Origin of the sequence: Nostoc sphaeroides, from assembly GCF_003443655.1 — a bacterium.
Taxonomy (GTDB): domain Bacteria; phylum Cyanobacteriota; class Cyanobacteriia; order Cyanobacteriales; family Nostocaceae; genus Nostoc; species Nostoc sphaeroides.
Genome location: NZ_CP031941.1, coordinates 6,460,761 through 6,474,481, shown reverse-complemented (window position 1 = coordinate 6,474,481; position 13,721 = coordinate 6,460,761). Strand labels below are relative to the sequence as shown.

Genomic DNA, 13,721 nt, shown 5'->3' with positions numbered 1-13,721 from the left:
TGCAGTCGAATAATAGACAAAAGTGACTTAAACATTCTCAAAACTAAAGCCACCCTACTGTGAGAGTGGCTGGTAAAAAAATATCAGTATGACATTGCAATTTGTTGACTTTTCGATTCCTACTGATGCCCTGTCAGAGAACAGAGTATCTTCAGAAATTCTTCGGGAATTTCCTCGAAGTGTTCTAGCAGGAAGTCCATCAGGGCAAGATGGCGTAAATCACTGGGCATGGGACTGCGGTAATTGCGACCCTTGGAAAACCAACGCCGGACAGTTGAAAGTGAACGAGAGCAAATACGAGCGATCGCTTCATGATTAACATCCCATTTGGCATAAAAATTCTTGGGTGTCATTCCTAATTGACAATGACTGTATAGATCAATCAAATTTTGCTCTCTTACCTGTAAAGGACGCGGATTAGTCATAGCAGCGACCCTTCCACTGGTTCTAAATCTTGTTCCCAAGCAATATCGGCAGATGTCCAAGTGGCACTAGGGCTATCTTTGCTCAACCAAATCAGGTAGCACCAAGTCCAGCAGCAAAGATGGGGAGCAAAGCTATAAAATCTGCCGATCGCAGTTCCCCAATCAGTGTCAGATCCAATCCAACGCAATTTGTCGCCATATAAGAAGCGGGGTGTCTTTGCTGTAGTAGGAAAGTCGTCAGGTAAATCAACAGAACTAGCAGAAAATTTCTGGTTGATTATTCTTGGGAGTAAATCGTGGCGATTGAGCGCGATACCTTCGGCAAGGCTAGGAGCCAACGCACTCAAATAACTAGCAACTAATTCAGCATCAAGACTCTGAGTTAATTGGGAAATCAATAACCCTGCTAAACTTTCTTGCTCTTGCTGTTCACAATAATTGCTGAGTTTCGCCAATAGTTCAGCAATACCGAAGTCATCTAAAGCTTGTAGATAACTTCTGTGTTCATCTGTTTTGTGGCAAACAGGTCTTAACATGGAATATGTCTCCTGTGAGAAGGAGCCAGAAGCCAGTGCGTCAGCCCTGAGAAAGTTGCGCCCTGGCTTTTGACTTATCAGTAATTATACATAAATTTTATGTGCTTCTATTTAAATTTATTTGTTTTTAGTGATTTAATATAAAAACACATAGAGAAGCTGATAATAGTTACATGGGAAAAGTAACATTGAGTATTTACATGGAAGAAGAAGACAAAGAAGCTCTGCAACAACTGGCGGATGCAGAGGAGCGTTCTTTGTCGCAAATGGCAGTGTTAATTCTGAAACGAGCTATTAAACAAGCGCAGGCGGATGGAACGATTTCGCCGCCTGGTAAGGGCAAGTGAGGCGATGCACGATGGAAAAGTTTCGTTTTAATCCTCCTCCTTCTCGCCAGCAGTTGGAGGTATTGGCTAAGGTTGTGGGGGTTGATGCCGATAAGTTAGCGCAGATGTTACCACCTGCTGGGGTGGGGATGAAGCTTGAGCCGATTCGGTTATGTGCTGCTTGTTATATTGATTCGCCCTATCACAAGATTGAGTGGCAGTTTAAGGTGACTCAGGGCTGTCAGCAGCATAAATTAATTTTGCTGTCAGAATGTCCTAATTGTGGGGTAAGGTTTAAGTTCCAGCATTATGGGGTGACGGTTAGTGTCAAAGGTGTTTTTTGCCGTTTGGTGAAATGGTGAAGTACCAAAAAGGAGTAAATTAGAATTTCACTAAAATTAAACCTAAAAATTATTTCCATACTTTAAAGAGTAAAGAACTAAAGTAAATGAATACAAATAAAATTACACTTTCCCAGTTAGAAAACTTCTTAATGGGAGCGGCGGATATTCTGCGGGGCAAAATGGACGCATCCGAATATAAAGAATATATTTTTGGGATGCTGTTCTTGAAACGGATGTCTGATGTTTTTGATGAAAAACGGGCTAAAATTCGTAAAGATTATCGGCATCTGCCCGAAGATACTATTAATGAGTTATTAACAGACAAAAATAGCTATGGTGAGACTTTCAGTTTGATATTGTAATTGCTAATCCGCCCTTTGCTCAAAATTATAATAGTGCCGCACTCCAGCATCAAAACCGTTTTAGTTATGGATTTGCACCGGAAACGAAAAAAGCTGATTTAATGTTTGTGCAGCATATTCTGGCTAGTTTAAAACAGGACGGACGGGCGGCGGTAGTTATGCCTCATGGGGTGTTATTTCGCGGTAGTGATGAGAAGAAAATCCGCGAGAAAATGTTAAAAGATAATGGTGGAGTGATTGAAGGCATTATTAGCTTACCTCAAAAATTGTTTTATGGGACTGGTATCCCTGCGGTGATTTTAGTATTGAATAAAAATAAGCCAGATGCACTACAAAATAAAGTATTTTTTATTAATGCTGATGCCGAATATGGAGAAGGGAAGAATCGTAACTTTTTAAGGTCTGAAGATATTGAAAAAATTGATTATATCTTTACCCGTAAGGAAGAAATAGACAAGTATTCTCGGTTGGTGGATATTGCAGAAATTAAGGGTAATGATTGGAATCTTAACGTGCGTCGTTATGTTGATAATACCCCAGAACCCGAACCGGAAGATGTTAGGGCGCATTTATTGGGGGGTATTCCTAAGCCAGAAGTGGGTGCTAAGTCTCATATACTGGCAAAGTTGGGTTTAAAATCTGATTTGGTGTTTCAAGATAAAGATGCTGATTATTATGATTTTCATGCTCATTTTCAGGGAAAAGATGATTTAAAAACTCTAATTGAAAGCAATCAGGATTTATGTAAAATTATTGATAATATGGATATTTTGTTAGTGGATTGGTGGCAAGAAGCTAAGAATGATTTTGCTAGTTTAGCCCCAAGTTCACCCAATGCTAGAGAAGTCAAAAATAGCAATCAATTACCTCATGTCCGACAAGAATTGATTGATTCTTTGAAAAATAAATTAGTGCCTATGAAGGTGTTGGATTTGTTTCAAGTAGCGGGTGTGTTTGTTAATTGGTGGGATAATATTCGATATGATTTGAAAACGATTATCCAAAATGGTTGGAGTCCTACTTTAATCCCTGATTCTTATATTATTAGGGCATTTTTTCAAGCTGAGGCTGATGAAATTGAGCAGTTAGAAAGTGATATCGCTCAAAAGGATGCTGAGATTGATTCGTTGCTGGAAACAGCACAAGAATTATTAGAGTATGAAGCTGAAGAAGATGAGAAGATTACAGCTAAGTTAATGAAGGATGAACTAACGGCAAGGGTTAAAAGGAGTAAGGAAAAAATCGCTCTGCCTTTATTTTCTGGGGAAAATGCTAAGGAGTTAAAAGCGGAAGTAAAGGGATATGAGCAAGTTTTGAAACAATTTAAAAAAGCGGACGATGAGTTAAAGAATTTTAAGGCAACTCTTAAGCAGAAACAACTGGAGTTTGAGTTAAAGATTTTATTAAAGAAATTTGGGGCTGAGGATCAAATTTATGAACATAAACAGTTATTAATACAAGCTAGGAAAGAGTTGGCTGAGTTGGGGACGGAAGAGGAAGTTAAAAAGGATAAGGATAAGGATAAAAAGAAAAAGTTTACAGCTTTGACGGGGGATATTAAAAAGTTAGAAGCAAGAATTGTGAATATTCAGGATTTAATGGCAAGTTTTGGGGGTGTAATTACGGAGGAGGAAGCGAAGGAGTTAATTTTGCAAAAGCATTATGATTTAGTATCTGAACAGTTAGATAGATTTTTAAATGGAATTAGAAGAACGGTGATTTTTGTGTTTGAGAATTTTTGGGATAAATATGCGGTGGCGGCTGGGAGTGTGGAACGGGAACGGGAGGAGACGTTACAAGAGTTAAATGATTTTTTGAGTAAGCTGAATTATATTTAGAGGTTGTTTGAAAAGTCGCAAAGTATCCTAGAAACCCCTCTCCAAACCTCTCCCCGAAGCGGAGAGAGGCTTTGAATTGTTCCCCATTCCCCCTTCGGGAAGGGGGAATGGGGGTTAGGTCTATTTGGATACTTGTACCTCACCGGATTGAAAATAACTATAATTGTAGGTTAGCTATAACGCAGTAAAACTAAACCTACAGCTTAATACATAATCATGAGGAAAAATCATCATGGTACTGTCATTATCTAGTAGGTTATGTATAATGCAGTGAAAACCAATATTTTCGTGTTTTTGTTGGGTTTCGTTCCTCAATCCAACCTACAAAGTATATTTAATTTTTTATAGGGTTTGTGGTGGTTAATCAATTGGATGATAATCGAGAGTCAAAAGATTCAGCTTTAGGGATGATTCCAAGGGATTGGGATGTTTGGAATATTGAATAAATAATTTATACAATTATTGATTTTAGAGGAAAGACACCGCTAAAAATTGGTATGACATGGAGAGGTGGAGATATACCCGCTTTATCTGCGAATAACGTGGAAATGGGAAAAATTAATTTAGCAAAAGAAACAAACTATGGTTCAGAAGCTTTATATAAAAAGTGGATGAATAAAGGAGATACAAAAAAAGGCGATATTATTATTACAATGGAAGCACCATTAGGTAATATAGCTCAAATTCCAGATCACAGAAAATACATATTAAGCCAAAGAGTTATATTACTTAAAACAAAAGAGGATTTAATTTATAATGACTTTTTGAAAAACTTCCTACTCTCTGATTTATTTCAGAATAGGCTAAAAAGTTATTCTAGTGGAACAACAGCAACAGGGATTCAACAATCAAAACTACTTAAATTACCTATAATTGTTCCACCTATTCCACAACAGCAGCAAATAGCGAGAATATTAGACACAGTAGATAAAGCGATCGCACAAACAGAAACCCTCATCGCCAAGTACAAAAGAATCAAAATCGGGTTAATGCAAGACCTTCTAACTCGCGGGATAGACGAAAATGGTCAACTGCGCGATCCAAGAACTCATAAATTTAAGCGATCGCCTTTAGGGATGATTCCCGATGAGTGGGAAGTGAAAGATTTAAGTAGCATTACATTTAAAATTATTGATGGGACTCATTTTACTCCAAAGTATATTGATCATGGAGTTCCTTTTCTCAGGGTAACGGATATACAGGATACTGAAATACATTTTGATCATGTTAAGAAAATCTCTTTACAAGAACATCAATTTTTAACTCAAAGATGTAAACCTGAGTATGGAGATATTCTTTACTCAAAAAATGGAACTATAGGATTAACTAAGGTCATTGATTGGTATCGAGAATTTAGTATTTTTGTAAGTCTTTGTTTAATTAAACCAATTTTATCATTAGTTAACCCCTGGTATTTAGAAGAGATTTTAAAATCTCCCGTTGTGAATGAACAAATTAGAATGCGAGCTAAACAAGGAACTATTATAAATCTTCATTTAGAAGAAATAAGAGAGTTTTTAATTCCTGTTCCTAGCTGTAATGAACAAAATAGATTAATAGAAGCTTGGAAAAAGTATAATAATTGCCTTATTAACGAAGAGTTATACTTAACCAAACTCCAAAAAATCAAAACCGGATTAATGCAAGACCTCCTAACCGGAAAAACCTCCGTCAAACCCTTACTAACAAACCAACCATGAGTGCATCCAAAAGCCAAAGAGAAAACCTCCGACTGGATGAAAAAAACCACGTTGAAGAACCCTTATTAAACCAACTAGAAGGCTTAGGCTGGACAGTCATCCGCCTAGAAATGCACCAACAAAAACCCAGCGATAGCTACCGTAACAACTTCAGCGAAGTTATCCTTTTACCCCAACTCCAACAAGCCTTACAAAAAATTAACCCATTCCTGCGAGACGAACAAATAAACGAAGTCGTCCAAAAAATTATCACCTTTCCCAGAAATACCTTAATCGAAAATAATAGATATATTCTCAACCTACTCCTAGAAAATACTAGCGTCTCCATTAACCACAATACCCAAGAACAAAGCCCCACTGTTCGCTATATTGACTTTAACCCTCAAACTTTTTTACAAAATAACTCCTTTATTGCCATCTCTCAATTTAAAGTCCGCATTCCTGGCACAGACAACCATATTATTCCTGATATCACTTTATTTATTAACGGTCTTCCCGTCGTCGTCATTGAATGTAAATCACCAAAAGTTAAAGATGCCATTCCCGAAGCTATTGACCAATTAATGCGCTATAGTCAACGACGCGGCGAAACATCCGAAGGCAACCAAGAACTATTTTATTATAATCAGTTTATTATCACCACTTGCCGACAAGAAGCGAAATTTGGCACAATTACTACCCGCACCGAAAAACGCTTTTATCGCTGGATAGATCCCCATCCTTTTAAATTAAATGATATTCAAAATAATATCGGTACATCCCCCAACGATCAACAAAGATTGGTTACAGGGATGTGTTACCCCGAAAACATTTTAAGCATTATTCAAATCTTTACCATATTTAGCAACAATGACAAAGGCGAAACCATCAAAATTGTTGCCAGATACCAACAATTCCGCGCCGTCAAACTAGCCGTTGAACGCTTAATTACCGGAAAAAATCGCAAACAACGCAGTGGAATTATTTGGCATACCCAAGGTTCAGGCAAATCTTTAACCATGCTGTTTATGGTGCGAGAAATGCGAAAACATACCCAACTAAGTAGTTGGAAAATAGTTTTTATTACCGATAGAACTCAACTACAAGACCAATTACAAGGGACAAGTCAAGGAATTGGGCAAAATATCAAATTAGCCGAATGGATAAAACCCAAACCAGACGAACCTAATAAAAGTTTACATGAACTACTTGCCAATGATACCCCCGATATTGTCATGGCAATGATCCAAAAATTTCAAGAAAAAGACTTAGAGATAATTTTCCCAAAATTAAACGAAAGCCCAAATGTTTTACTGATGATTGATGAAGCGCACCGTTCCCAATATACACAACTGGGGACAAATTTAGACCGAGCTTTACCCAATGCAACCAGAATCGCCTATACAGGAACTCCCATTGATAAAACCGAAGAAACCTTTGGCGACTATATCGACAAATACACCATGAGGGAGTCCATTGCAGACGGAACAACCTTAGAAATTGTTTACGAAGGACGTACCCACAACGCCGAAATTAGCGATAAAGCCGGAATGGATGCTAAGTTTAGCGATGTTTTCAGTGAATATAATTTGAGTGAACGCTTGCAAATTTTGGGTTATGGAACTCGTGACGCTTATTTAGAAGCCATGCCCATCATCGAAGCAAAAGCCCGTGATATGGTAGATCATTATATCGAATATGTCTTTTCTGGAGGATTTAAAGCCCAAGTCGTCGCTACATCCAGAGAAGCAGCTTGCAGATATAAACAATGTTTCGATGCAGCCATTCAAGCTAAAATTACAGAATTAGAAGTCAACAATCCCTTCAATATCAATATAGCCAGACTGCGAGAATTAGAGACAGCTGTAGTGATTTCTGGGAATAATAACGATTTGCCTCATATTAAAGCTTACACCAATAGTAATTATCACAATACCAGCATTCAACGCTTTAAATTATCCTTTGATGCAACTGAAACAGCCGGAAATACTTCTATCAATGGCAAAGTCGGGATAATTATCGTCAATAATATGCTATTGGTTGGTTTTGATGCTCCCATCGAGCAAGTTTTGTATTTAGATAGAGTGATTCGTGATCATAATTTATTACAAGCGATCGCCCGTGTCAATAGAGTAGGAGAAGAACACAAAGATAAAGGTTTTGTCGTAGATTATGTTGGCATTGGACATCATCTCAAAAAAGCTTTAGATACTTATCAAGAGAAAGAACAACAAGAAATCATTAGCCAAATCCGCGACGAACAACAAGAAATTAATGATTTAATCTTAGCAAATCGAGAAATCTGGAACTTCTTAGAAGAATACAACTTAACAGATTTTTCTGATGCTGATGCCTTCTATGATTTATTCTATGATGAAGATATCCGCTTTGCCTATATTCTCGCCTTCAAAAAACTAACCAAAGCCTTTAATGTAGTTATGCCACGTAAAGAAGCCCTGGATTACTGGCAAGATTACAAAAATTTTATTGTGATTAATCACCTAGCTTATAAGCATTTTCGGGATGCACGTTTTAGTCTCAAAGGCATACCTAAAAAATTGCGTAACATTGCTGATGAGTTTCTCAAATCTCACGGCATTGAGCAGAAAGTCGCACCAATTTCTATTATAGATGATAACTTTGAAACCCTTACCAACAGCCGCACCCGCACAAAGACTAAAGCCGCCACAGTAGAACACGCAATTAGACATTATATCAACTTAAATCTTAACGAAGATCCTGAATTATTCCTTTCCTTCGCTGAAAAATTAGAAGAAATATTAACAGAATTTGCCGATAATTGGGAACGCATATATGAAGAAGTAGAAAAACTGAGAAAAGAGATTAAATCAAAGGAACAGGAAAATACTTACGGGCTAGATCGGAAAACTCAAATGCCAATTTTTCGGATTTTTAAAGCCCAACTATTTGATAACCGCGAACTTAATGAAGATGAGATTGCTCAAAATGTCAACTTAACTTTACATACCTTCAATTTAATTAAGCAAGAAGTTCAAACTGCTGGATTTTGGGCTTCAATACCCGCACAAAGGGTTCTTGCGTACTTAACGTGCTAAAATATTAAGATACATCTTGATTTATTTAGTAAAATAAATTATGAAAAGAATCCTTACCCAACTTTTAAATTTACCTGAAGTAGTAGTGGAATCAAGTATAGAAGAGGATTTAATCCTCTTTTTAACAGTAAGTAAAAAGGCAAAAAGCGCAGTATGCCCGCAGTGTGGGAAAAAGTCAGAACATCTACACCAAAATCAAAAATACTTAGTAAAAGATTTACCGATGGGAGATTTTGAAGTAATACTAAACGTAAATAGACGAAGATTTAAGTGTAAAATATGTCGAAAAACATTTAATGAAGAGCTTGATTTTGTAGGGGCGAGAAAAGGGTATACGCATCGATACGCGGAAAATATTGTTAAACAACTTATTAATAGTAATATAAGTAATGTAGCAAAAAATAATGGATTAACCGATGAAGAAGTTAATTCAATGCTTGAAGATATAGCCAAAAATGTGCTGCCAATAGATGTGAGCAATTTAAAAAGGTTAGGAATAGATGAAATTAGCTTGGTCAAAGGGCAAGGAAAATTTATTGTTGTACTCGTAGATATAGATTCAGGGAAATTAATAGGGTTAGTAAAAGAAAGAAAACAAATTGAAATAGAAAATGTTATGAAAAAGTGGGGTAAAGAAGTTTTAGAACAAATAGAAGAAGTTAGTATGGATCTGACCGGGAATTATAAAAATTTAGTGCATAAGATATGCCCAAACGCCCTTGTGACAGTGGATAGATTCCATGTTACAAAAATCATACATGAAGAGTTAAACCAAGCTAGAATAGCAGAAAAGAAAACAGCATCGTCATTAAATGTTGAGTTGAGAGAAAAAGTATTTGATAGTTTAAAAGGTAACAAATATACAATTTTAAAAGCAGAAGAGAATCTAACAGAAAAACAAAAAGAGAAATTAGATATAATTAGAGAAGCGTCTCCTTTAATAGGAATGATGCATTCATTGAAAGAAGAGTTTCGTAATTTATTTGATAGGAGTGAAGATTTAGGAGCAGGAATGTTAGGACTAATTGATTGGTTAAAGAAAGCTGAACCTTATTATCAAAAAAGTGTTAAGACAATTAAACGGTGGTTTGGAGAAGTAGTAGGATATTTTGAAAGAAAAACTACTAATGGGGTAGTAGAAGGAATTAATAATAAATTGAAGTTAATAAAGCGAAGTGGATTTGGCTTTAGAAATTTTCGTAATTTTGAAATTAGAGCTTTACTTTCTTGGCACTATAATATTAATTTAGCACGTTAAATACGCAAGAACCAAAACTGGTTACGCGATAACGGAAATAGCTTAGAAGTAGATTTTTTAGACAAAAAGTTGGAATTGACTACAGCAACAACTGATTAACCTATATATAGCGGTGTGCAGTTCAGTGAGATACAAAAAAAATGCTGGAATGATTTGACAGCAAGGACTTTGGTGTTCTCATCCAATCGATAACCGCTATAATCTAACTTTTCTTATTTGATAGCTTCAATTCTAAACGGCTATAAATAACATCCAACCACACTGGAATTACAGGCTTACCTTCATCCAAAGATGCGATCGCTTTTTTTCTGTCAAACTCCACAAGCTCAAGCGATCGCTCATGCGCTTGGGACAACAACATAAACCGCTTACCTTTACCTGAAGTAAATAACTCCGGTTCTTGGTCTTTCAGCTTTTTCAGCGTGGTGCTGGCTATGTCAAAACTTAACCCCACAGATAGCCAATATGACATTGCAGCTAGTTCCAGCAAATTAGACTTTGAGTAATAAATACTACGTCCTGTTCCAGTATCACTGATTACAGGAACAATCACCCCTCTCTCTCGCCAATACTGTAGCTGACGAAGGGTGCAGCCTGTGATTTCAGCAGCTTCCTTGCTTGTAAAAAATGTCTCCTGCATACAATTTATTTTACAGAAGACTTGTTTAATACAAATATGTTAGTATTAAACAACAATGTTTTAAAGCAATGAGCCAAATCACTATTCAGTGTCTTCTTGTAGCCTTAGAGTCATCACGCCAGCAACTATGGAAGTTGATGGCTGAGTTAAATACGCCATTGATTAATGAACTACTACGTCAGGTAAGTCAACACCCAGAGTTTGAGACTTGGCGACAAAAGGGCAAACACCCCACTAGTATTGTCAAAGGACTCTGCCAACCTTTGAAAACTGACCCTCGCTTTATCGGTCAGCCTGGACGGTTTTATACGAGTGCGATCGCATTGGTGAACTACATCTATAAATCATGGTTTGCCCTAATGAAGCGATCGCAGTTCCAACTAGAAGGCAAAATTCGCTGGTTGGAAATGCTCAACAGTGATGTTGAATTGCTAGAAAGTAGTGGTGTCAGCTTAGATAGTCTTCGCACTAAAGCTGCTGAAATTTTGGCTCAATTTTCTTCTCTCAATACTGCTGAAACTCCATCAACAAATGTAAAAAAAGCTAAAAAGCGCAAAAAAGCTCAAAACTCAGATAGCGATCGCAATTTATCAAAGAATTTATTTGAGACTTACCGCAATACAGAAGATAACTTGACTCGTTGCGCCATCAGCTATTTGCTCAAAAATGGTTGCAAAATAAACGATAAAGAGGAAGACGCTAAAAAATTTGCTCAACGTCGCCGTAAACTTGAAATTCAGATTGAACGCATCAGAGAACAGCTAGAAACACGAATTCCCAAAGGTCGAGATTTAACCGTTATCAAATGGTTAGAAACTATTGTTGTTGCCACTCACACCGTTCCAACAAATGAAGCCGAGGCAAAATCTTGGCAAGACAGCCTTTTAAGGCAATCTAGCAAAGTACCTTTCCCGGTAGCTTACGAAAGCAACGAAGACATGACTTGGTTTAAAAACCAGTTTGGGCGTATCTGTGTAAAATTCAACGGTTTGAGTGAGCATAGTTTTCAAGTCTATTGTGATTCTCGCCACCTTCACTGGTTTCAACGCTTCCTAGAAGATCAACAAATTAAGAAAAATAGTAAAAACCAGCACTCTAGTAGCCTGTTCACCCTGCGTAGTGGGCGTATTGCTTGGCAAGAAGAGGAAGGCAAAGGCGATCCTTGGAATGTTAATCGCTTAACCCTCTACTGTTCTGTGGATACACGCCTATGGACGACTGAAGGAACCAATCAAGTAAGGGAAGAGAAAGCTGAAGAAATCGCTAAAATTATCACTAATACAAAAGCCAAAGGCGACCTTAATGAAAAACAGCAAGCCCACATAAAACGGAAAAACTCCACCTTAGACAGAATTAATAACCCTTTTCCTCGCCCCACTAAACCTTTATATAAAGGACAATCTCATATTCTTATTGGTATTAGCCTCGGCTTAGAAAAGCCTGCAACGCTAGCGGTAGTAGACGGCACTACAGGTCAAGTAATTACCTATCGCAGCATCAAACAACTACTGGGTGATAATTACAAACTGCTAAATCGACAGCGACAGCAAAAGCATTTTTTATCCCACCAACGCCAAATAGCTCAAACGCTTGCTGCACCAAATCAGTTTGGAGAATCGGAGTTAGGGGAGTATATTGACAGATTACTAGCGAAAGAGATTATTGCGATCGCCCAAACATACTCTGCTGGAAGTATTGTTCTACCTAAGTTGGACAATATGCGAGAGCAAGTTCAAAGTGAGGTTCAAGCCAAAACTGAACAAAAATCAGACTTAATAGAAGTTCAACAAAAGTATGCTAAACAGTACCGAGTTAGCGTCCATCAGTGGAGTTATGGCAGATTGATGGCAAATATTCACTCGTCAGCTGTTAAAGCTGGAATTGTGATAGAGGAGTCAAAACAGCCAATTCGAGGTAGTCCACAAGAGAAAGCGAAAGAATTAGCGATCTCCGCTTACCATTCCCGCAAAATAAACTGATTGACAAAACACCGAACCTTGATAATAAAATAAGAAAATTCAACAGCGCCGCAGTTCATGCTTGTTATAAGCCTCTGTGCTGTGTAAATTTGGGTTAGTTTGACTGCTGCTAAACAGTCTTGCTTTCTGACCCTGGTAGCTGCCCACCTTGATGCTGCTATCCCTTGTGGATAGGAATTAGGTGCGCCCCCAGTGATAGAGGTGCGGGTTTACCGCAGTGGTGGCTACTGAATCACCTCCGACCAAGGAGGAACCCACCTTAATTATTTTTTGGCATGGTAAAGCGGGGGCGATTTCCCTGGGACTCCTGCCAAAACTTTAAATCGCTTGTTTAATAAGGTTTATAGCCTTTAATGTGTGAGTTGATTTACTTTTTTTAAATGTTAACTGACGGGCGATTTTGGGAGACGTGACAAAAATGCCTTCAGAACTATTGGTAAATCAAGAGTTTGAAGGGCAGAGTTTCAACACCCCTCCCAGCTAGAGGCGGGTTGAAAGTAGCTGCTGTGGATTAAGTTGGGCGACAGCCGCGTTTCAACACCCCTCCCAGCTAAAGGCGGGTTGAAAGATTATGAGTTACTGGTTAATTTCGTGAAGAATTATTTGTTTCAACACCCCTCCCAGCTAGAGGCGGGTTGAAAGAGGGAGACATGGAGAGAAGCTTGCTCCGAAACTCATGTTTCAACACCCCTCCCAGCTAGAGGCGGGTTGAAAGGTACATAGCATTGGCGGGATTTTCTGCCATAGGCTAGTTTCAACACCCCTCACAGCTAGAGGCGGGTTGAAAGCAAGAACAATTCCGAAACGAATTCTATCTCACTACTCAAGTTTCAACACCCCTCCCAGCTAGAGGCGGGTTCAAAGGATAAGGTAAGTAATCGGACGCAATTAATTACACCAAATCTGGGCAAAAATTTTAGCCCAGCAAATAATTAGTATGTAATTAATTCTGTCGAGTTACTTATACACAGGCTTTATTGAGGGTTGTGAAGTTTCAACTGCAATATCAGAGTAAGGTGGGTTGAAAGATGGGGCAAATTGAGAATAAAAAAGTTAAACACAACGTGAATTTTAAAAGCTGTGTTATTATGTAGCAAAATAATGTATTAAATAACACACTATGTTGAAAAATCTAACGATATCATTTTGTTAATGGTTAGCTAACACAATTTGATGGCATAGTTAATGGGGACATTATTTTGGCAATACGGACATTAATTTGTCAACGCAGACAAATAATTTGGCAATCGACATATA

General features: G+C 37.8%; 11 protein-coding genes and 1 CRISPR repeat array. Of the genes, 8 read left to right on the top strand and 3 right to left on the bottom strand.

What is annotated here, in order from left to right:
• Window positions 1-119: 119 nt before the first annotated feature.
• Window positions 120-425, bottom strand: a complete 306-nt coding sequence (locus D1367_RS28875) for a helix-turn-helix domain-containing protein (RefSeq protein ID WP_118170736.1) — start codon at window positions 423-425, stop codon at window positions 120-122.
• Window positions 422-961: a hypothetical protein gene (locus D1367_RS28870; RefSeq protein ID WP_118170731.1), complete on the bottom strand. Its 540-nt coding sequence runs from the start codon at window positions 959-961 to the stop codon at window positions 422-424. The genes D1367_RS28875 and D1367_RS28870 overlap by 4 nt, the downstream gene beginning before the upstream one ends.
• 173 nt (window positions 962-1,134) lie before the next feature.
• Here D1367_RS28870 and D1367_RS28865 point away from each other — a divergent pair, with 173 nt between their 5' ends.
• The 7 genes from D1367_RS28865 to D1367_RS28840 all read left to right on the top strand — a co-directional run bounded on the left by D1367_RS28865 (window position 1,135) and on the right by D1367_RS28840 (window position 9,845).
• Window positions 1,135-1,308 (top strand): ribbon-helix-helix domain-containing protein, encoded by a 174-nt coding sequence (locus D1367_RS28865; protein WP_118170726.1) that lies wholly within the window; start codon window positions 1,135-1,137, stop codon window positions 1,306-1,308.
• Window positions 1,309-1,319: 11 nt separating this feature from the next.
• Entirely contained in the window at window positions 1,320-1,649 is a 330-nt protein-coding gene (locus D1367_RS28860) for a cytochrome c oxidase subunit Vb family protein (protein ID WP_228674696.1), read from the top strand.
• An 86-nt stretch (window positions 1,650-1,735) separates the two neighbouring features.
• Window positions 1,736-1,993 (top strand): type I restriction-modification system subunit M N-terminal domain-containing protein, encoded by a 258-nt coding sequence (locus tag D1367_RS31940; RefSeq protein WP_220450989.1) that lies wholly within the window; start codon window positions 1,736-1,738, stop codon window positions 1,991-1,993.
• Entirely contained in the window at window positions 1,987-3,831 is a 1,845-nt protein-coding gene (locus D1367_RS28855) for an N-6 DNA methylase (protein WP_220451051.1), read from the top strand. The genes D1367_RS31940 and D1367_RS28855 overlap by 7 nt, the downstream gene beginning before the upstream one ends.
• Window positions 3,832-4,328: 497 nt before the next feature.
• Window positions 4,329-5,531, top strand: a complete 1,203-nt coding sequence (locus tag D1367_RS28850; protein ID WP_118170722.1) for a restriction endonuclease subunit S — start codon at window positions 4,329-4,331, stop codon at window positions 5,529-5,531.
• Entirely contained in the window at window positions 5,528-8,587 is a 3,060-nt protein-coding gene (locus tag D1367_RS28845) for a type I restriction endonuclease subunit R (protein ID WP_181984997.1), read from the top strand. Before D1367_RS28850 ends, D1367_RS28845 begins: the two co-directional genes overlap by 4 nt.
• 40 nt (window positions 8,588-8,627) lie before the next feature.
• Window positions 8,628-9,845 (top strand): ISL3 family transposase, encoded by a 1,218-nt coding sequence (locus tag D1367_RS28840; protein ID WP_118170717.1) that lies wholly within the window; start codon window positions 8,628-8,630, stop codon window positions 9,843-9,845.
• 202 nt (window positions 9,846-10,047) lie between these two features.
• Here the strand turns inward: D1367_RS28840 and D1367_RS28835 are convergent, their stop codons facing one another.
• The gene (locus tag D1367_RS28835) at window positions 10,048-10,485 is read right to left on the bottom strand and encodes a MerR family transcriptional regulator (protein WP_118170712.1); all 438 of its coding nucleotides are present in this window, start codon (window positions 10,483-10,485) and stop codon (window positions 10,048-10,050) included.
• A gap of 68 nt (window positions 10,486-10,553) precedes the next feature.
• On the opposite strand from D1367_RS28835, the gene cas12k reads away from it, so the two are divergent.
• Window positions 10,554-12,464, top strand: coding sequence for a type V CRISPR-associated protein Cas12k (cas12k, locus tag D1367_RS28830; protein WP_118170709.1), 1,911 nt, complete (start codon window positions 10,554-10,556; stop codon window positions 12,462-12,464).
• Between the two features lie 460 nt (window positions 12,465-12,924).
• Window positions 12,925-13,328: a CRISPR direct-repeat array (repeat unit 38 nt; unit sequence TGTTTCAACACCCCTCCCAGCTAGAGGCGGGTTGAAAG).
• Window positions 13,329-13,721: the final 393 nt, after the last annotated feature.